This is a genomic window from Buttiauxella sp. BIGb0471 (assembly GCF_024807715.1).
Taxonomy (GTDB): Bacteria; Pseudomonadota; Gammaproteobacteria; order Enterobacterales; family Enterobacteriaceae; genus Buttiauxella; species Buttiauxella agrestis.
Window position 1 is genome coordinate 514,778 of record NZ_JANUEU010000003.1, and the last position, 20,533, is coordinate 535,310.

At 52.8% G+C, this 20,533-nt stretch carries 16 protein-coding genes; 5 read left to right on the plus strand and 11 right to left on the minus strand.

Features of this window, described 5'->3' with window-relative positions; translation table 11 throughout:
- Positions 1 to 471 precede the first annotated feature (471 nt).
- Genes lsrG through lsrA form a run of 6 tightly spaced genes read right to left on the minus strand, consistent with a single transcriptional unit; the run spans position 472 to position 6,196 of the window.
- Entirely contained in the window at positions 472 to 762 is a 291-nt protein-coding gene (lsrG, locus tag M2371_RS13135) for a (4S)-4-hydroxy-5-phosphonooxypentane-2,3-dione isomerase (RefSeq protein ID WP_034498737.1), read from the minus strand.
- A complete protein-coding gene (gene lsrF, locus M2371_RS13140; protein ID WP_034498738.1) occupies positions 759 to 1,649 on the minus strand; it encodes a 3-hydroxy-5-phosphonooxypentane-2,4-dione thiolase in 891 nt (296 codons plus the stop codon). The genes lsrG and lsrF overlap by 4 nt, the downstream gene beginning before the upstream one ends.
- A 10-nt stretch (positions 1,650 to 1,659) precedes the next feature.
- On the minus strand, positions 1,660 to 2,679 hold the full coding sequence (lsrB, locus tag M2371_RS13145) for an autoinducer 2 ABC transporter substrate-binding protein LsrB (RefSeq protein ID WP_172893150.1): 1,020 nt from the start codon (positions 2,677 to 2,679) through the stop codon (positions 1,660 to 1,662).
- A 2-nt stretch (positions 2,680 to 2,681) separates the two neighbouring features.
- Complete coding sequence (gene lsrD, locus M2371_RS13150) at positions 2,682 to 3,686, minus strand: autoinducer 2 ABC transporter permease LsrD (protein ID WP_259267915.1); 1,005 nt, start codon at positions 3,684 to 3,686, stop codon at positions 2,682 to 2,684.
- Entirely contained in the window at positions 3,687 to 4,718 is a 1,032-nt protein-coding gene (gene lsrC / locus M2371_RS13155) for an autoinducer 2 ABC transporter permease LsrC (RefSeq protein ID WP_259267916.1), read from the minus strand.
- Positions 4,715 to 6,196 (minus strand): autoinducer 2 ABC transporter ATP-binding protein LsrA, encoded by a 1,482-nt coding sequence (gene lsrA / locus M2371_RS13160; RefSeq protein WP_259267963.1) that lies wholly within the window; start codon positions 6,194 to 6,196, stop codon positions 4,715 to 4,717. The genes lsrC and lsrA overlap by 4 nt, the downstream gene beginning before the upstream one ends.
- A gap of 231 nt (positions 6,197 to 6,427) precedes the next feature.
- Between lsrA and lsrR the strand changes: the two genes are divergently transcribed.
- Together lsrR and lsrK are read left to right on the plus strand one after the other, a co-directional pair.
- The gene (gene lsrR, locus M2371_RS13165; RefSeq protein ID WP_259267917.1) at positions 6,428 to 7,399 is read left to right on the plus strand and encodes a transcriptional regulator LsrR; all 972 of its coding nucleotides are present in this window, start codon (positions 6,428 to 6,430) and stop codon (positions 7,397 to 7,399) included.
- Positions 7,400 to 7,429: 30 nt separating this feature from the next.
- A complete protein-coding gene (lsrK, locus tag M2371_RS13170; protein ID WP_259267918.1) occupies positions 7,430 to 9,019 on the plus strand; it encodes an autoinducer-2 kinase in 1,590 nt (529 codons plus the stop codon).
- Positions 9,020 to 9,093: 74 nt separating this feature from the next.
- On the opposite strand, the gene M2371_RS13175 is transcribed toward lsrK, so the two are convergent.
- Positions 9,094 to 10,479: a carbohydrate porin gene (locus M2371_RS13175; RefSeq protein WP_259267919.1), complete on the minus strand. Its 1,386-nt coding sequence runs from the start codon at positions 10,477 to 10,479 to the stop codon at positions 9,094 to 9,096.
- A gap of 449 nt (positions 10,480 to 10,928) precedes the next feature.
- On the opposite strand from M2371_RS13175, the gene M2371_RS13180 reads away from it, so the two are divergent.
- Positions 10,929 to 12,947, plus strand: coding sequence for an NADPH-dependent 2,4-dienoyl-CoA reductase (locus M2371_RS13180; RefSeq protein WP_259267920.1), 2,019 nt, complete (start codon positions 10,929 to 10,931; stop codon positions 12,945 to 12,947).
- A gap of 107 nt (positions 12,948 to 13,054) precedes the next feature.
- Here the strand turns inward: M2371_RS13180 and rlmG are convergent, their stop codons facing one another.
- On the minus strand, positions 13,055 to 14,191 hold the full coding sequence (rlmG, locus tag M2371_RS13185; protein WP_034498752.1) for a 23S rRNA (guanine(1835)-N(2))-methyltransferase RlmG: 1,137 nt from the start codon (positions 14,189 to 14,191) through the stop codon (positions 13,055 to 13,057).
- 106 nt (positions 14,192 to 14,297) lie between these two features.
- Between rlmG and M2371_RS13190 the strand changes: the two genes are divergently transcribed.
- Positions 14,298 to 14,798, plus strand: coding sequence for a M48 family metallopeptidase (locus M2371_RS13190; protein ID WP_172893145.1), 501 nt, complete (start codon positions 14,298 to 14,300; stop codon positions 14,796 to 14,798).
- Between the two features lie 55 nt (positions 14,799 to 14,853).
- Here the strand turns inward: M2371_RS13190 and M2371_RS13195 are convergent, their stop codons facing one another.
- A complete protein-coding gene (locus M2371_RS13195) occupies positions 14,854 to 16,491 on the minus strand; it encodes a glycerone kinase (RefSeq protein ID WP_259267921.1) in 1,638 nt (545 codons plus the stop codon).
- Positions 16,492 to 16,626: 135 nt separating this feature from the next.
- Here M2371_RS13195 and M2371_RS13200 point away from each other — a divergent pair, with 135 nt between their 5' ends.
- Positions 16,627 to 18,129 (plus strand): helicase HerA-like C-terminal domain-containing protein, encoded by a 1,503-nt coding sequence (locus tag M2371_RS13200; RefSeq protein ID WP_259267922.1) that lies wholly within the window; start codon positions 16,627 to 16,629, stop codon positions 18,127 to 18,129.
- 55 nt (positions 18,130 to 18,184) lie between these two features.
- Here M2371_RS13200 and lptG read toward each other — a convergent pair whose 3' ends face one another.
- Both lptG and lptF read right to left on the minus strand, forming a co-directional pair.
- Positions 18,185 to 19,261: an LPS export ABC transporter permease LptG gene (gene lptG, locus M2371_RS13205; protein WP_115627198.1), complete on the minus strand. Its 1,077-nt coding sequence runs from the start codon at positions 19,259 to 19,261 to the stop codon at positions 18,185 to 18,187.
- Complete coding sequence (gene lptF / locus M2371_RS13210) at positions 19,262 to 20,365, minus strand: LPS export ABC transporter permease LptF (RefSeq protein WP_034498760.1); 1,104 nt, start codon at positions 20,363 to 20,365, stop codon at positions 19,262 to 19,264.
- Positions 20,366 to 20,533: the final 168 nt, after the last annotated feature.

A 20,533-nucleotide genomic window follows, 5' to 3' on the forward strand; every position in this document is an offset into this window, starting at 1 on the left:
CAGGGTGAGATCTGTAAGATGAGGTGTTTTTCCGCTCACCCGAACGTCTGGTTATCTCTGCAACCACTGTTAACGGTGACCGTATCAAGGAGAGAACACCCTCTCCTTGATAATCCTGGCGCCGGGGCAATTTTTACCGGGAACAAGGTCAAAACCGGTTCGGCTTTTGACGTTGACCTTTTAGTCCGGCATAAATCGCCTCCGTTTTGACTGGAAGGCCGGGTCGAGCCGTCGGGAACGGCGAGAGGTTGTGATCGCCGGGAGCGAGTCACAACCGACCCTGGGACTGAAAGGAAAAATGGAGGTTTACCGCGCAGCGGCGATTTAAACGCCGGGAGCCGGGATTGCAAAGGGTGCTGCGGTAGCACCCTTTGCACGTTCACCGTTTCGGTGGCTTCATAAACCACTGAAAATTAAGTGAACGGAACTTTCACCTGGCTCATATAGATCTGACTAAGAGACAGCCATCTCCTATGGCAATAACCCCACAAAACTCCGTTTCTTACGCGGCTCCGACATCATCCCATCCAGCTTCTCAACGCACGCTAAGTAATGCGGCGTCTGCTTATGCGCCAGCACTGCTTCGTCGTTTTGATACGCCTCGTAGATATAAAACCGTGTCGCTACATCCGGATCCTGCAACACATCAAAACGCAGATTCCCCGGCTCGTTGATTGACCCTTCGTGATTGGCGCGGAACACATCCATAAACTCATCGACCCGTTCCGGTTTGATATTAATCTCCACCAGCGTCACATTCATGCCTTGCCTCCATGGTGTTTTTCATCGAGCCAGAACTGATACGCTTCCCGGGCCGAAACATTCTCATGCACCACCTTTTTCACCGCTTTTAACATCGCAAGCGGCGCGTCTGACTGGAAGATATTGCGCCCCATGTCCACGCCCGATGCACCCTGGTCAATCGCCCTGAAGCACATATCCAACGCTTCTTGTTCCGGCAATTTTTTACCTCCGGCGATAACAATCGGCACCGGGCAACTGGCCGTCACTTTCTCGAACCCTTCTTCAACAAAATAGGTTTTCACAAACTGCGCACCGATTTCTGCGGCAATTCGGCTGGCGAGGGAGAAATAGCGCGCATCTCGCGCCATCTCTTTACCCACACCGGTCACGGCCAGAGTCGGGATCCCGTACCGCGTGCCTTCGTCCACCAGCTTGATAATGTTGTTGATCGACTGATGTTCGTATTCGCTGCCGATATAAATTTGCGCTGCCACCGCGCAGGCATTCAGGCGCAGCGCATCCTCCATGGTCACCGCCACACTTTCCCGCGACAGTTCGCTGAGAATTGAATTCCCGCCCGAGGCCCGCAGCACCACTGGTTTGTTCGTGGCTGGCGGCACCACGCTGCGTAAAATACCGCGCGTGCACATCAGCACATCGGTTTCCGGGAACAGCGGTGCAATAGATAAATCGATACGTTCAAGGCCGGTGGTCGGCCCCTGGAAATAACCATGATCGAAGGCCAACATGACGGTGCGCCCGGAGTCGGGGTTAAATATCCGCGCCAGGCGCGATTGCATCCCCCAATCCAGCGCCCCGCTGCCCTTCAGGTAAAACGCTTTGTTCTCCTGAGGGCGGCCAATGCCGTAATCTTTGCCTTCTCTGATATCGTCAAGATCTGCCATTTTTCCTCCCTCAGAAATCGTATTTGCCGATGTTGTCTTTGGTGAACACCACGCGCTCCGGCAGCAGCACAATGCCGTTGCCTTTGGCTTCATATTGATAACCCTGCACGCTATTAGGCTCGACTTTCAGACTGCCGATTTTCGCCACTTCCACGCTATCGCCCACGTTAAGATCGCCCTTTTTCAGCATGGTATTTGCGACGTTGACCGCAATTTCACCCTGCTGTACCACGTCCCAAAGGCCGAAGGCTTTCACCGTTCCGCGCTCAACATACGGGCGCATCACGTTTGGCGTACTGAAGCCGACGATCGCCACATTAGTGCGTTTCAGGTTTTCAGCTGCCTGCGCGGCGGCAGGCAGTGCGTTCGCATCCGGGGCAATGATCGCATCCAGATCCGGGTACGCTTTTAGAATACCCTCAGCGGTTTGCAACGATTTAGTCGCGTCGTTATAGCCAAACTGAGTGGTGACGATTTGCCATTCTGGATGATCCTTCGCAATTTTGGCTTTCGCCTCTTTCACCCACTGGTTTTGATCCGTCACCGTCGGGCTTGAGTAGAAGAACGCCACTTTGGCGGCAGGTTTTGTCACTTGTTTAGCAGCCATATCCACCAGCATGCCGCCAAGCTGTTGCGGCGTGCCCTGGTTGATGTAAATACTGCGGCACTCAGGTTTGGTGTCAGAATCCCAGGTCAGCACTTTTACCCCGCGCTGCATGGCGCGTTTCAGCGCCGGGCATAAACCGTCTGGCGATACCGCCGAGACAATAATCGCGTTGTAGCCCTGGTTGACGAAGTTGTTGATAAGCTGCACCTGGCCGGAGACGCTCGGTTCAGTTGGGCCGTCATACGTCACCGGCACGCCAAGGTCTTTACCCGCCTGCATCGCGCCATTACCCCCGCTGGTAAAGAAACCTACGCCGACCAGTTTTGGGATAAAGGCGATTCGGTCGGCGGCCTGCGCGCTCACCACACCAAAGGCTAAGGCCCATGCACTGAGTTGCAGGGCGCGTTTTGTTGTCTGCTTCATAATCAAACTCCCGTTAGTTTTCTGTTGCCGCGCAAACGACGCCACGTCGCCTGTAAATATTCGCGGTGCAAACTCACCGAACGACCAATGACCACCACAATCAACAGCGCACCGGACAACGCACTCGATACCTGATTAGGCACGCCAGCCATCTGTAAACCTTGTTGCAAATACCCCACTAATAACGCCGCCAGCGCGGTCCCTAAAATCGAACCGGAACCGCCATAAATATTCGCCCCGCCCAACACCGCCGCCGTTAACGCAGGCATCAACAGGTCACGCCCTAAATCAGAACGCGCCGAGCCGAAATATGACACCAGCACGATGGCGGCAATCGCCGACGCCAACCCCACCATGCCGTACACACCGTACAGCGAGCCGTTGACTGGCAACGCGGCATAACGCGCCGCACGCGGGTTTTGACCAATCAAGAAGATATGGCGACCAAAGCGTGCGCGATGTGTCAGCAGCCAGAACAGCAGCGTGATCACCGCGAACATCACCAGCGGAATCGGCAGGCCGAAAAGTGTCAGGTTGGCGTAATTAGTGAAGGCATCCGGGAAGCCACCGATGCCTTCATAACCCGTCGCTCCCGCCATACCCGAAAGCAAAAGTGCCGCGCCGCCGTACAGATAAAGCGTGCCGAGCGTGATAACCAGCGGGCTGATACCGGTGTAGTGAATGAGTGCGGCGTTAAACAACCCGCACAACAGGCCGACGGCGAGCGTGAGAATAATCGCCAGCGAGATTGGCAAGCCCGCCTGGAGCATCACGCCCAACGCAATGGCGCACAGGCCGATAGTGGAGCCAAGCGAAATATCAATGCCGCCGCTAATGATCACAAGTGTTAGCGGCAGCGCCACAATGCCAATGCAGATAAAATCGCTGGTGCTAAACAGCAGCATATTGACGTCCAGCATGCGCGGATTAATGGCCCCGAACAGCAGAATTTCTGCCACCAGAATCAGCAATAGCGCCACTTCCCAGTTAAGTTTCAGCTTGCTCATTTAGGCCACATCCTTCTTCTTGCGGGGAAAAGGCCGCACGTTTTTAGCCCCCGGCAACGGCGGCACAAAGCGGCTGTATTTCTGCGCCCGCTGATGACGCGCGAGGGCCTGGCGTAAGCGCCCGTCAAGCACCAGAACGCCGAGCAAAACGAGTCCGGCGATAAAGTCATTCCACCAGGCCGGGAGTTTGAACAGCACTAACACGGTGTCGATTTGCGTGAGGAAAAACGCGCCAAGAAACGCCCCAATCACGGTGCCAGTGCCGCCGAGTAATGAAATCCCGCCCAGCACGCAGGCAGCGATGGCTTTCATTTCCAGCCCGCTACCGGTTTGGTTGGGGACAAAACCAATTTGCGCAGCAAAAATAATCCCGGCGATGGCCGCCAGCATGCCGTTGAAAGTGAAGGCTAAAAGACGGGTACGATTCACCGCGACCCCAAGCTGGCGGGCGGCGGCAAGATTATCGCCCACCGCGTAAAAATCGCGCCCGAAGGCCGTCCGGGCGAACATCCAGGCGGCGACAGCGACCAAAAACAGCACCATAAAACCGAGCGGCGAAATCCCGATAGCGATGGGTTCGGAGAGCGATTTCAGGCTGGCGGGTAAACCTTCAATCCATTTCCCACCGGTCCACAACAACATGCCGCCGCGATACAGCCCGAGCGTCCCTAACGTGGCAACGATCGCCGGAATGCGCAGCCAGACAACTAACACCCCGTTGAAGAAGCCCGCCACCGCGCCAATCCCCAACGCAAAGAGCATCGACACCGGCAAGCTGTAACCACTGTTGAGCGCCACTCCAACGGCGATCGCACACAGGCCAACGGTCGATCCTACCGATACATCGATATTGCGCGTCAGCATCACCATTGAAGCGCCCACCGCCAGCAGGATCAGGATCTGTGCGCTGGTGAAGATCATGCTTAAGGTTTGCAGACTGAAATAGCTGTGGTTGAGCGCCACCAGCACGCCAAACAAAATCACGATCGCCAGTAGCGCGCTCAGTTCGCGGTTACGCAGCAAGGTTTTCATGCTTTACCTCCGCCAAACGCCATGCTCATCATTCTCTCGACGGTGATCGACGGTTTGCGTAACTCGCCATTCATCGCGCCCTGATGCATCACCAGCACTCTGTCCGCCAGCCCGCTGAACTCATCGAGATCGGAGGAGATCATCAGCACCGCCACGTTTTGTGCCGCCACACTTTTGATCAGCTGATAGATATCTGCCCGGGCGGCGACATCCACGCCACGGGTTGGCTCATCAATGATCAGCAGCAGCGGGTTGGCTTCGAGACAGCGTGCCAGCAGGACTTTTTGCTGGTTGCCACCGGACAGCGTGCGCACGGTTTGCTCGGCGTTATTGAGTTTGATCCCCAGCGCCCGGTGGTAACGTTCCACCACCGCCGCTTCGCGTTTGCTTTGCTGCCATACGCTCGGCTCGTTTAGTGCGACGGTGTTCCAGCGGATCGGCGCATCGAGAAATAATCCGGAAACCTGCCGGTCTTCGGGGAGATAAATTAGCCCGCGATCGAGGCGTGATTTGGTGCGATCGCCGCTGATTTCACGGTTTTCTAAATAGATGCGGCCACCGCGTACCGGGCGCAAACCGTAGAGCGTTTCCGCCAGTTCGGTGCGCCCCGATCCCACCAGACCCGCCAGGCCGACGATCTCGCCTGCATACAACTCGAAGCTAAGATCGATAAATCCTTCGCCGGTGAGTTCTTCTACGCGCAGCACCGGGAAATCCTGCGCTTCGGTGCGGCGGTTTCCCGGCAGCGCCAGCCACAGTTTTTGCGTATCACTGAGTTTGTGCTGCTTATCGCCAGGGGTCATGGCGTTGATCAACTGCTCATCGAGCAGCTCCGCCGTTTCACCCTGTAGCACCACGGCACCGTCGCGCATCACAGAAATGTGGCTGGCGATCTGGCGAATTTCGGGCAGCTTGTGGGAGATAAAAACAATGCCGACGCCCAGATTTTGCAGCGCGCGGATCTGGCGGAACAAGCGATCGGTTTCACCGGGAGTCAGGGATGCGGTAGGTTCATCGAGGATCAGGATCTTCGCTTCATGCATCAAACCGCGCAGGATCTCGACCATTTGTTGATCGGCAACTTCCAACGTACTGGCTGCGGCATGAAGGGGGATCTGGCATTCCAGCTGCGTCATTTTCTCTTGCAGGCGTTTTTCCACATCGCGCGCCCTGGGCAGACGAAACAGAATGTTTTCGCGCACGGTGAGGTTAGGAAATAACATGGGTTCCTGCGGCACCAGATAGATTCCCAGTTCGTGCGCCTGGCCGGGTTTCAGTCGCCCAAATGCTTTGCCGTGGATATTCAGTTCACCGCTATCCGGCGTTTCGACGCCAGCGAAAATCTTCATCAGGGTCGATTTCCCTGCCCCATTACCGCCCAACAATGCGTGGACTTGCCCGGCATAAAGAGCAAAATCAATACCTTTCAGAACATTCACGCCTGAAAACTGTTTGTTAATTTTGCGGGCTGCAAGCATTGCGGTGGTGTTGGGCATTTTCACTCCACAATTGAACAAAAGAGATTTTGAATTAATAATGTTCAAAAGCGTAGACGCCGGATAATTTTTACAACAGGGCGGAGATCACAAAATTTTTAAATAGATCAGCTAAACCATTTGCATCTGAAAATGATCTTTTTGCCGTGCGCTTCACATTTTCTTATCCCGCACTCTCGAACATATGATCTAAATTTTAATAAGAGTTCACTTATGAGCGATAAACGAGCAGCAGAAGAAGGCAAGTTAGCCGCCTTGCCGATGGCAGAAGAAGAGTTGCTGGCGCGTGTGGCCTGGTCTTATTACCACGATGGCCTGACGCAGAACGACATTGGTGAAAGGCTTGGGCTACCTCGTTTGAAGATTTCACGCCTGCTGGAAAAGGGACGTCAGTCGGGCGTCATTCGGGTGCAGATTAACTCGCGTTTTGAGGGCTGCCTGGCGCTGGAAACGCAGTTGCAGCAGCGTTTCGGTCTCAAGATTGCGCGAGTGCTCCCGGCGCATAACACGCCGCCGATGAATACGCGTTTAGGTATTGGCGCTGCGCAATCGCTGATGGGAATTCTGGAACCGGGGCAATTACTGGCGGTGGGTTTTGGCGAGGCGACCATGAATTGCCTCCAGCATTTGAGCGGATTTATCGGTTCGCAGCAGATTCGCCTGGTGACGCTTTCCGGCGGCGTTGGCCCATACATGACCGGTATCGGCCAGTTAGATGCGGCGTGTAACGTTAGCATGATCCCTGCCCCGCTGCGGGTTTCATCGCCGCAGGTGGCTGAGATCTTACGTATGGAATCGAGTGTGCGCGACGTGATCCTCGCGGCGACCGCCGCAGATGTTGCGGTTGTCGGCATTGGCGCTATCAACCAAAAACGCGATGCCACAATTTTGCGCTCGGGTTATATCAGCGAGGGCGAACAACTGATGTACGCCCGCAAAGGTGCGGTGGGCGATATTCTGGGTTATTTCCTGCAAGCGGATGGCGAACTGGTGGAAGGTCTGGAAATCCATCGTGAATTGCTTGGCGTAACGCTCGACGACCTGGCGCATCTCCCGACGATTGTCGGTGTCGCGGGGGGCGTGGATAAAGCGGACGCTATTTATGCCGCACTTCGTGGCCTGCGTATTAACGGCCTGGTGACGGAAGAAGAGACTGCGCGGGCGGTGTTAGCGTTAGCTGATTAACCCCGCGCCATAAGCTGCGGGGATGTGTTCATGAGTTATTTATTAGCATTGGACGCCGGAACGGGGAGTATTCGCGCCGTTATCTTTGATACTTCAGGCCACCAGATTGCCGTCGGCCAGGCTGAATGGAAGCACTTAAGTGTTGCCGATGTTCCCGGCTCGATGGAGTTTGATCTCACCACCAACTGGCAGCTAGCCTGCCAGTGCATTCGCGATGCGCTGCAAAAAGCGCATCTTCCACCTGGTGCTATCAGCGCTGTTTCCTGCTGTTCAATGCGCGAAGGGATCGTGCTTTACGATCGTAACGGCGATCCTATATGGGCATGTGCCAACGTTGATGCCCGCGCCAGCCGCGAAGTAAGCGAACTTAAAGAGATCCACGATTTCCAGTTTGAATCCGAGGTTTATCATGTTTCCGGCCAGACGCTGGCGTTAAGCGCTATGCCGCGCCTACTGTGGCTTGCACACCATCGGCCTGATATTTATCGCCAGGCGGCAACCGTCACGATGATCAGCGACTGGCTGGCGGCGAAACTGAGCGGCGAGCTGGCGGTAGATCCTTCTAACGCGGGTACGACTGGCATGTTGGATCTGGCGACGCGTGACTGGCAGCCTGCCTTAATGGATATGGCCGGATTGCGCGCCGACATTCTCTCTCCGGTAAAAGAAACCGGCACCGTGCTGGGTGGCGTGACGCAGGAAGCTGCACAACAAAGTGGTTTGCTGGCAGGTACGCCGGTGGTGATGGGCGGCGGCGATGTGCAGCTCGGTTGTGTGGGGCTGGGCGTGGTTCGCGCCGGGCAAGCGGCAGTTTTAGGCGGCACATTCTGGCAGCAGGTGGTGAATCTGCCCACGATCAAAACCGATCCGGATATGAATATTCGCATTAATCCACACGTTATCAGCAACATGGTGCAAGCGGAGTCCATTAGCTTCTTTACCGGTCTGACGATGCGCTGGTTCCGGGATGCCTTTTGTGCCGAAGAAAAGCTGCTGGCAGAAAGGCTTGGCGTGGATACTTACGCCTTGCTCGAAGATATGGCAGCCCGAGTTCCTGCGGGCTCTCACGGCGTGATGCCGATTTTCTCCGACGCGATGCATTTCAAGCAGTGGTATCACGCCGCACCATCGTTTATTAACCTCTCCATCGACCCGGAAAAATGCAATAAATCGACGCTGTTCAGGGCACTGGAAGAGAATGCAGCAATTGTTTCGGCCTGCAACCTCGAGCAAATTTCTGGGTTTTCAGGCATTAAATTTGAATCACTGGTGTTTGCTGGCGGCGGATCTAAAGGCGCTTTGTGGAGCCAGATTCTTAGCGATGTGACCGGTTTGCCGGTGCGCGTGCCGGTGGTGAAAGAGGCGACAGCGCTGGGTTGTGCGATTGCGGCGGGTGTCGGTGCCGGGATATTCAATAATCTGGCAGATGCTGGCGAACGGCTGGTGCAATGGCAACGCGAGTTTACGCCGAATCTGGCGCATCGTGAGTTGTATGACGAGATGAAACGCAAGTGGATGAAGGTATATGCCGATCAGCTCACGCTGGTTGATAGCGGTTTGACGACGTCAATGTGGCAAGCTCCGGGGTTGGTGATGCCCTCTCCCCGACCCTCTCCCTGAGGGAGAGGGTGAGTTTTGTCGGATGACGCGGCTGCTTATCCGACCTACGAAGAGCGTTGTGCTTAACATTCAAATTAGAAGTAATATTTGAATCTCACACGCCCGCCATAGCGGGTGTTATCACTGCCATCGCTGGAGTCCTGATCCGCACTGACCCACGACACATAAGTCCCCAGATAAATATTAAAGTTCTTCATGCCCATCACGTTCGGGAAGAGATACGAAGAGTGAATAGTATGGATGTCATAAGTCCCGGCGTTGGTTATCCAGCAATCGCTGTCGCAGTTTTCCACCGCATTGGTCACATCAAACTTATCAATATCGTTGTGCGCATAAATATAGCCAAGCTCGAAATTCTGCCATAAAGCGTTCACCCCTGCGGTGAAGTCGGTTTCATCGCTGGCGTCCATATAGGCGGTATTCAGGTTGGCGACAATGCCGTTGTCCGGGTCGTTTTTCTGCCCGTTCCAGGTCATCGTCAGGCCGTAACCGGTGCGGCTGGATTGATCAACCATCTGACCGTTAGCATCTTTATAACCATATGCGTTATCAACCACTTGTGCTTCCATGGCCGCTGCAGCAGAGAACGCGCCTTCAGACCAGGAAATGACGGGGCGGACATACGCCACGTTTTTGTCATTCTCCAACTCATTACCGTGATATGACTTGTCCTGATAGAGAGAAGTACCATTTTCCAACAGGGTATTAAGCTCAAAATACCAGTTGTCGATAGTTTTACTCATGAGGAAGTTGCCGCCAGTATCACTACGCCCGCGCCCTTCTTTCATCATGTAAATGTAGCCATAACCATCGCCGTAAAGATCGTTTGCCGTATTACCGGAATATTCAACAAAGGTATCCTGGTTAAGCGGGAACATATCGTAGGCTTCAAAACGGCCTACTTTAATTTTCCAGTCGTTCTCATGGCCAAAGAAGAATGTCGCATCATCAAGATTCATATGGCCGGTTAAATCGGCTAACGGCTGCGCGCTGAACCCAGCAAAATTACCATCATCCATGCGGCGATAACCATCAAAGCCAAGCAGAATACGGCCATTAATATCCCAACGCTCGTTAGTGCCATCGGCCCAATTAGTATTGGCACTGCGGCGAACAGATGTCAGGCCATTACTGTGGCTGGCGGCATCCATATTAAATTCCACATCACCATATATTTTAAGGTCGCCATAACCGCTTAAGCTTAATTTAGGCGATTGATTATCGGATTTACTATTAACAGATTGTTCGCTCACTACAGCAACCGGTGCAGTTACAGCAACTGGCGGCGGCGCTTTCATTTTCTGGATTTCAGCCTCTGCACTGGCAGCGCGGTTTTCGGCGGCTATTAGGCGTTTCTCTAATTGGTTCAAACGTTGTTCTAAAGCTGATTCATTTGTTGAGGCTATTGTACTATTTGAAAAAAATGCGGCTATTAACAGTGCTAATGCTGTTATTTTCATTACATATCCTTATCAGTTTTATATAATCCATGCGAATGCCTGAGCACTCATTGATAAATTAATTAAAATAATAAAAAGCGCATTAATGATTTTGACGAAAAATAACATAGCAATTTTACCAGGCCATCTCAAAACTGTAATTGGTCATAATTGTAGCTTTATCACACTCAATTAAATAAAAAATAAAAGAGTCTGATAATGCATAACTGGTGGAAATGAAAAACCGACATATATAATAAATACCCCATTTAAAAAGGTTATTTATGAATAGAGAAACGTAAATTCATAACTTTGACGGAACCAGGCAGGAAAAGTCATCAGTCAAAAAACATCTGCGTTTTTTGATTCCCATCACAATCATTCGACAACTTTCCCCCATTTTCTCTGCTTCCCGCTAAATTACTAACTCATCCGACCACATAATAATAATGACCCTGCAGGAAGAGAATATGAGCTATCCGTCGCTGTTTGCCCCGCTGGACCTGGGTTTTACCCAGCTTAAAAACCGAGTGCTGATGGGTTCGATGCACACCGGGCTTGAAGAGCACCCGAACGGTGCCGAACGTTTAGCCGCCTTTTATGCCGAGCGCGCGCGCCATGGTGTGGCGTTGATTGTCACGGGTGGAGTTGCCCCTTCACCTTCGGGCGTTGGCGTGGAAAGCGGTGCGGTGCTCAATGACGCAAGCCAACTTGCCCATCATCAAGTTGTGACCGAAGCCGTACACCGTGAAGGTGGCAAAATTGCGCTGCAAATCCTGCATACCGGGCGTTATAGCTACCAACCCAATCCGGTTGCCCCATCTGCAATTCAGGCACCAATCAACCGCTTTAAGCCACACGCGCTGAGCCACGAAGAAATCCTGACCCTCATTGAAGAGTTCGCTCAATGCGCGAGCCTGGCGCAACAGGCTGGATACGATGGCGTCGAAATCATGGGTTCCGAAGGCTATCTGATTAACCAGTTTCTGGCAGCCAGAACCAACCAGCGCGACGACGAATGGGGCGGCGATTACTCGCGTCGTATGCGTTTTGCCATCGAAGTCGTGCGTGCGGTTCGCGAAAAAGTCGGTGCGAATTTCATTATTATTTATCGCCTGTCGATGCTGGATTTGGTCGATGGTGGCGGCACCTTTGACGAAGCCGTCGAGCTTGCCAAAGCTATCGAAAAAGCAGGCGCGACGTTGATCAACACCGGTATCGGCTGGCATGAAGCTCGCATTCCAACCATTGCCACGCCGGTTCCGCGCGGGGCATTTAGCTGGGTGACGCGCAAACTGAAAGGGCTTGTTTCGATCCCGCTCGTCACTACCAACCGAATTAACGATCCCCAAACAGCCGAGAAGATCCTTGCTGATGGCGATGCCGATATGGTGTCGATGGCGCGGCCATTCCTCGCCGATGCTGAGTTTGTTTCTAAAGCGCAGCAAGGTCGCGAAGATGAAATAAATACCTGTATTGGCTGCAACCAGGCATGTCTGGATCAGATTTTCCTCGGCAAAGTCACCTCCTGCCTGGTGAATCCTCGTGCCTGCCACGAAACCAAAATGCCCGTTGTTCCGGCATCAGTTCGTAAAAATCTGGCCGTGGTTGGCGCTGGCCCGGCGGGATTAGCTTTTGCCGTCAACGCCGCAGCACGCGGCCACAAAGTGACGCTATTTGATGCCGCTTCGGAAATTGGCGGGCAATTTAACATCGCCAAGCAAATTCCCGGCAAAGAGGAGTTTTACGAAACGCTGCGCTATTACCGTCGTATGTTAGGGATTACGGGCGTTGAAGTTCGCCTGAATCAGTATGTCACCGCCCCGCTGCTTAAAGATTTCGACGAGATTATTCTCGCCTGCGGTATCGAGCCGCGTCTGCCGCTTATTGACGGGATCATGCATCCTAAAGTTCTGAATTATATTGATGTACTGCGTGAGAAAGCTCCGGTGGGTGACCGCGTGGCGATTATTGGTGCCGGAGGTATTGGCTTTGATACGGCGATGTATCTGAGCCAGGAAGGAGAATCCACCAGCCAGAATATTGCTGAGTTTTGCGTGGAATGGGGTATCGACACCAGCTTACAACATGCGGGTGGGTTACGCCCTGAAGGTGCTCAACTGCATAAAAGCCCGCGCAAGATTGTCATGCTGCAACGCAAAACCAGTAAACCGGGTGAAGGGTTGGGCAAAACGACAGGTTGGATCCACCGCACAACGCTGCTGGCACGTGGCGTAAAAATGCTGGCAGGAGTCACTTATGAACGCATAGACGACGAAGGTTTGCACATTACGGTAGGCGGAGAGCCGCAGACATTAGCCGTGGATAACGTGATTATTTGTGCCGGACAAGATTCGCGTCGTGAACTGGCGCAGCCGTTGCGCGAACTGGGGAAAACGCTGCATTTGATTGGTGGTGCGGATGTGGCGATGGAACTGGATGCCCGACGCGCAATTGCGCAGGGCACCCGTTTAGCGCTGGAAATTTAGCGCTAAACGTCGGATGACGCTGCGCTTATCCGACCTACAGGCCAGGTTTTGTAGGGTGGATAAGCGAGAAGCGTCATCCACCACTTTTAGCAGAAGTGACCAAACGCTTAGCGAAGACGGCCTAGTTTCACCGCTTTAAGCACCACAAATTTCTTGTTGGTCGCAACGGTGTCGCAGTTACCGAAGATCTTTTTCAGTTTGTGGTAGTAATCCAGATGGCGGTTAGCAACGATGTACAGCTCGCCGCCATTTTGCAGGCAACGACGCGCATGGTGGAACATTTCCCACGCCACCTGATCGGTCAAAGAGTGCTGCTGATGGAACGGCGGGTTACACAGAATCGTGTTAAAGCGGTAAGGCTCCACACCAGACAATGCGTTGTTAATCATAAACTCGCAGCGATCCAGATTTTCCGGCATGTTGGTTTCAACATTCAGACGGCTAGATGCAACGGCCATTGGCGATTCATCAACAAATACCACGTTCGCTTCTGGGTTTTGCTCAAGCAAGTGCAGGCCAATCACGCCATTACCACAACCTAAATCGACAATTTCACCTTCCAGATTGGTTGGCAGATTCTCGATAAAGAAGCGTGCGCCGATATCCAGACCGGTGCGGGAAAAGACGTTTGCGTGGTTGTGAATCGTCCACGGCGTGCCTTCCAGCTTCCAGCTCAGGGTTTCCGCGGTGTCTTTCAGAACCGGTGCGCTGAACGTTGCGTTGATCAAACGCGCTTTTTTCCACGCCAGAGTGGTGGTGGTCGGCCCGATGATTTTCTCAAACAACTCGATGGTAGAGTTGTGAATATCACGCGTTTTAGCACCCGCAATAATGCGAGTTTCAGGCGTCACGACTTCATGCAGGGCACGCAATTGCTGTTCGAGCAAAGCTAAGGTTTTAGGGATCTTAATCAGAACCACGGCCGGAGCTTGCGGATATTTCGCGGTGCTATCGAGGAACGTGACGCTGGACTCAACGATGCCGTTCTCGCGCAGGTTCTCACGGATAGCCAGTTCGCTAAGATACGAGTCGCTGATGCTATACGGCTTGTGTTCAGCCAGCACGCAAGACAGCGCCCCGAAATTGTCATTAAAAATCAGGACCGGGCCACTGATTTCGATTTCGTCCAGTTGCTGCAAAAGATAATCATCGGCAGCTTCCCACGCCTGTAGTGGGTTAACGTCGTCCGTTTCTGGAAAACGTTTTAGTGTCAGTGAACGGAAACCGTTGTCTAATTGGCTCATCGGCCCTCCTGGATGGTAAAATTTCGGCTAATCCCCGAATGGGGGCGTGAGTATACCCTTTTTTTTCCAAACTGCCTTTTGAAAGACGTCAAGCAAGAGAGAACTCATGAGCAATTTAACTTATCTGCAGGGATATCCGGAACATTTGCTCTCGCAGGTTCGTACCCTGATTGCGGAACAACGTCTGGGCGAAGTGCTGCAAAAACGCTACCCGGATACGCACAACATCACCACCGACAAAGCGCTGTATGCCTGGACGCAAGATTTAAAGAGCCAGTTTCTGCGCAATGCGCCGCCGATTAATAAAGTGGCGTATGACAGCAAAATTCATGTGCTGAATAATGCGTTGGGTTTGCACACGGCGGTATCGCGCGTTCAGGGAAATAAGCTGAAAGCTAAAGCGGAGATTCGCGTGGCAACGGTGTTTAAAAATGGTCCAGAAGCCTTTTTACGCATGATTGTGGTTCACGAACTCGCGCACCTGAAAGAGAAGGATCACAACAAGGCGTTTTACTCGCTGTGCTGCCATATGGAGCCGCAATATCATCAGCTTGAGTTTGATACGCGGCTTTGGTTGACGCAAATGGCGTTAAGCGGCCAGGCTTAACCTGGGAAAATGGTGGATGACGCTAGCGCTTATCCACCCTACAAAATCGACACAATCACTTCATTCCTGCAAACACCGCCGCAATCGCCACCGCTCCAGGGTCTTTCACCCCGTTCAGGTTTTCGCTGTTCACATATGATGAGCGCCCGGCGTTGGCTTTTTGCATCTGTGCGGTAGCTTCAGCCCCTTTATTCGCAGCCGTCACCGCAGCGCTCAGGTCGCTATTTTTCAAGGCTTCGAGCGCGGGCTGCAACGCATCGATTAAGGTACGATCGCCTAAATCAGCGCCGCCGTAGCGTTTCATCTGCTCAAGCCCAAACAGCAAGGCGTCTGCAAGAGGCTGCTTTTTAGCGACTTCCTGCCCGCTGGCGGTAAAGAAAATCGACATCAACACGCCGCTCGAACCGCCCATGACCGTTGCTAAACGCTCGCCTATTAATTCCAGCAGTGCCGCCGTGTCGTTTAATGGCAGCTTGCCGTCTTCGTTAAGCTGCGCGATTTCCCTCGCCCCCAACGCGAATGTCGAACCGGTATCGCCATCGCCCACTTTGGCATCCAGCGCATTCAATGCATCTTCCTGCTCGATAAGCGTGCGGGTAATGCTGGCAACCAGCGCTTTAACGGCGTCGTTTTCTGACGGTTTCGCATGGGTTCCGCCGTGGATCACACGATGCTTTTGCAGCGGCATTGGGTTGAGTTTCACCAGCGGTTGCCAGCCCGCGGTTTCAACATCGGCCTGCAACGCTTCGATAAATGTCTCATTGAGCGCGATGGCAGAAAGCGAGAACCCTTTCATATCTAAGGCAGTCACCAGTGCGGCAGGGCCAATCAAATAGTCGATTTGCTCTTTGAGTTCTGAATGCACCAGCTCTTTTGTCAGCAGAGCCATTTCCAGCGCAGACGTTCCACCAAGGTTATTGATGAGCACCGCAAGCCGGGCTTCCGGCCCCGTAGCCTTACGCAGATGTTTAACCAACGCGGCAATCATCTTCTGGCTGTTTTGGCTATCAACTGTGCTGGCTCCAGGCTCGCCGTGAATCCCGAGGCCCAACTCAACATGACCCCTTTTGATGCGCCCTTCTTCATCATTTTGGCCCGGCAGATTGCAGGTTTGCATGGCGACACCCATGCTGGCAATGCTGTCGCAAGCAAGTTGCGCGATGTCTCGAACATCGCTTAATGACTTGCCCTGCTCTGCGGCATAGCCCGCAATTTTGTGCACTAAAACCGTTCCGGCAATGCCTCGCGGCTGTTTATTGTCGGGCAGAGAAATATCATCGCCGACGATAACCATCTCGACTTTCAGCCCATGTTTTTTAGCGCGTTCAGCGGCGAGGCCGAAATTAAGACGATCGCCGGTGTAGTTTTTGACGATGAGCAGACAACCCCGGTCGCCAGTCACTGCCACAATCGCGTTCAACACAGCGTCTACACTCGGCGAGGCAAATAAATCGCCACACACTGCCGCAGTTAGCATCCCTTTACCGACAAATCCTGCATGTGCCGGTTCATGGCCAGAACCACCACCAGAAATTATCGCGACTTTGCTTTTGTTCCAGTCTTTGCGCACGACGACGCGGATGGCGGGGTCAGTATCTAAGCGGGTCAGATTGCGAAAACGAGAGCTGATGATGACGCCTTCAATGGCGTCGTCGACCATTTGCTTACGGTCGTTAAAGAAGAATCTGGACATAGTTTCCCAATAATAAGTAATACATATGCAAAGCATAGCCTTTGCTGCGAGAGCTGCCGCAATCCTGGATTTTGGCTAATGACGAACGTCTGCCGCTTGCTATGCTTATGGAAATGTCGCCACAGGGAATTCATCATGATTGCGCCGCTCCTGATTGCCAGAACCACCGAACAAGAACTGCATTTGCTGCCCAGTATGGCGAACCGTCATGGGCTGATAACCGGCGCTACGGGTACGGGTAAAACTGTCACACTGCAAAAGCTGGCCGAATCGTTTTCCGAAATTGGTGTGCCGGTATTTATGGCGGATGTTAAGGGCGATCTCACCGGAGTTGCACAAGCTGGCGTCGAGTCTGAAAAGCTGCTCGCAAGGCTTGCAAAAATAGGGGTGAATGACTGGTCGCCACATGGTAATCCAGTGGTGCTGTGGGATATCTTCGGCGAGAAAGGCCACCCGGTGCGGGCAACGGTTTCTGACCTCGGGCCACTCCTGCTTTCACGGTTACTCAACCTCAACGACATTCAGGCCGGGGTGCTGCAAATCATCTTCCGTATTGCTGACGATCAGGGCCTGTTACTTCTCGACTTTAAAGACCTACGCGCGGCGACTCAGTATATCGGCGATAACGCCAAATCGTTCCAGAACCAATACGGCAATATCAGCAGTGCGTCTGTCGGTGCCATTCAGCGCGGGTTGTTGCAGCTTGAACAACAAGGTGCCGAGTATTTCTTTGGCGAGCCGATGCTGGATATCAAAGACTGGATGCGCACCGATGCCAACGGCAAAGGCGTTATCAATATCTTATCCGCCGAAAAGCTCTATCAAATGCCAAAGCTATATGCTGCCAGTTTGCTCTGGATGTTGTCAGAAATCTATGAGCAATTGCCCGAAGCGGGGGATCTGGAGAAACCGAAGTTGGTGTTCTTCTTTGATGAAGCGCATTTGCTGTTTAACGATGCACCGCAAGTGCTGCTCGATAAAATCGAGCAGGTGATTCGCCTGATTCGTTCTAAAGGCGTTGGCGTTTACTTTGTTTCCCAAAATCCATCAGATATTCCGGATACGGTGCTGGGGCAGCTCGGTAATCGCATTCAACATGCACTGCGCGCCTTTACTCCCAAAGATCAGAAAGCGGTGAAAGCAGCAGCGCAAACCATGCGTGCTAACCCAAAATTTGATACTGAAAAAGCGATTCAGGAGTTGGGTACTGGCGAAGCCCTTATCTCTTTGCTGGATGAAAAAGGCAGCCCGACGGTGGTCGAACGCGCGATGGTTATCGCCCCTTGTTCACGTATGGGGCCAGTGACTGATGATGAACGAAATGGGCTGCTGAACCACTCGCCACTGTACGGGAAATACGACGAAACCGTTGACCGTGAATCAGCTTATGAGCGCCTGCAACAAGGTGTTCAGGCCGCAGGTGAGCAACAAAATGCACCACCCGTGAAAGGTGAATCAGTAGCCGTTGATAACGGTATTCTTGGGGGGCTGAAGGATATTCTGTTTGGCACCACCGGGCCACGCGGCGGCAAGAAAGATGGCGTCGTGCAAACCGTGGCGAAGAGCGCTGCGCGCCAGGTGACGAATCAAATAATACGCGGTGTGTTGGGGAGCATTATGGGCGGGCGTAAACGGTAAATATTGTATGGAACTCTTCCACTTAGAACAGAGTTCCATACAGAAAAACAATATCTTATGAGCGCTTCATCATTAACCATAAGCTAATGAGGAAGAACGTCGCACTTGGCAACAACGCACCGAGAATCGGCGGAATGTTATACACCAGGCTCAGTGGGCCAAAGATTTGGTCAAGCACGTAGAACACGAAACCGAAGCTGATACCGGTGACGACACGCACACCCATTGGCACGCTACGCAGCGGCCCGAAGATGAACGACAAGGCCATTAACATCATCACCGCAACAGAAAGCGGCGCAAAGATTTTGCTCCACATGTTGAGCTGATAACGCCCGGCATCTTGCCCGCTGGACTTCAGGTATTTCACGTAATTATGCAGGCCGCTTATCGAGAGCGCATCCGGGTCAAGAGCAACGACACCTAGCTTGTCGGGCGTGAGCTTGGTTTTCCACTCACCGCTCACAGTCTGAGCACCGGTAATTTGCTTCTCATTGCTCAGGTTAGATTCATCAACCTGAGACAATCGCCATACTTTATGTTCCGCGTCGTACTGTGCGGAGGCGGCATAGCGAACCGATTGCAACCGACGATCCTGGTTAAAGCTGTAGATACTGATTCCCGCGAGGTCGTTGTCGCTTTTCACGCGTTCGATATAGACGAAGTTCTGGCCATCTTTCGCCCACAAACCTTGCTGCGTGGTTAACAACGAACCGCCGTACATTTGTTGTGCACGGTAGTTACGTGCCATTTGTTCGCCTTGCGGGGCAACCCATTCACCAATCGCCATCGTCAGCAACACTAGCGGAATCGCCGTTTTCATTACTGACAATGCAATTTGCAGACGCGTAAAACCCGATGCCTGCATGACAACCAGTTCACTACGTTGCGCCAGCATCCCCAACCCCAGCAATGCACCAAGCAGTGCAGCCATTGGGAAGAAGATTTGAATGTCTTTTGGCACACTCAGAACGGTATACACACCCGCGCCTAAAGCGGAATAACTGCCCTGCCCGGCTTTTTTGAGCTGGTCGACAAACTTAATAATGCCCGACAGCGACACCAGCATGAACAATGTCATCATGATGGTGGTGAAGATGGTTTTACCGATATAACGGTCGAGAACACCAAACATTTATGCCGCTCCTCGTGTTTTGCTAAAGCGTGCACGTAGCTGGCGCATCGGCACCGTGTCCCACACGTTGAGCACCACTGCGATGGCAAAATAAACCAGGTTAACCAACCACATCCAAATCATCGGGTCGATTTTCCCCTTCGCTGCGTTAGATTTCAGCGAGGTCTGAAGCAGGAAGAAGACCAGATAGAGCAACATGGCAGGCAACATAGAAAGCACGCGACCCTGTCGCGGGTTGACCACGCTTAACGGAACCACCATCAATGCCATAATAAATACGGTCACAATCAGCGTTAAACGCCAGTGCAGTTCGGCTCGCGCATTTGGCGCATCGCTTGCCCATAAAGTACGTAGGTACATCTGACTGGAATCATCAGGGTCAAGCGCTACGGTCTGGTGCCCCACAATCGCCTGGTAATCCTGGAAGTCGGTAATGCGGAAATCGCGCAATAACGCGGTCCCTTCAAAGCGTGTGCCGGTGTTTAGCGTGACAACCTGCGAGCCGTCCGGGCGTTGAGATAACTGGCCGGAATCTGCCACCACCACGGAAGGGCGCGCATTGCCTTTCGGGCGTAATTGCGCAAGGAACACATCTTTGAAGCTGGCGCCGTCTACGCTTTCAATAAACAGCACAGAATTACCGTCAGTCGCTTGCTGGAACTGCCCCTGAGCGAGTGCCGCCATTCCAGGGTTAGCCTTGGCTTCCGCCAACACTTCGTCCTGGTGACGAGAGGACCATGGTCCTGCCCACATCACGTTGACGGTTGCGACCACGCCGGTAAAGAGTGCGAGAATCATTGCAGCTTTGATAAGCACCGCTTTACTCAAGCCACAGGCATGCATTACCGTGATTTCACTCTCGGTATACAAACGGCCAAGCGTCATGAGTAGCCCAAGGAAAAGGCTAAGAGGCAGGATGAGCTGCGCCATTTCAGGCACACCCAGTCCTAAAAGGGAAAATACGAGATTTGTCGGAATTTCGCCGTCAACCGCCGCACCCAGTATCCTGACCAGCTTCTGACAAAAAAAGATCAGCAGCAGGATGAAAAGGATCGCAAGTTGGCTTTTGAGCGTCTCCCGAACCAGATATCTTATGATAATCACATTAAATACGCCTGTGAAAACGAGTCTTTTTGCAGGAAAATCGCTTGTTTCATCGCTTATACGTCATTTATTCTCTTGAGTCGTCGAAAACATCGCTAAGATTAAAAAGCCCGGCATGATTATGGCGCAGGGTGATTTAAATGACGTCGCCGAAACTGTAAAAACATA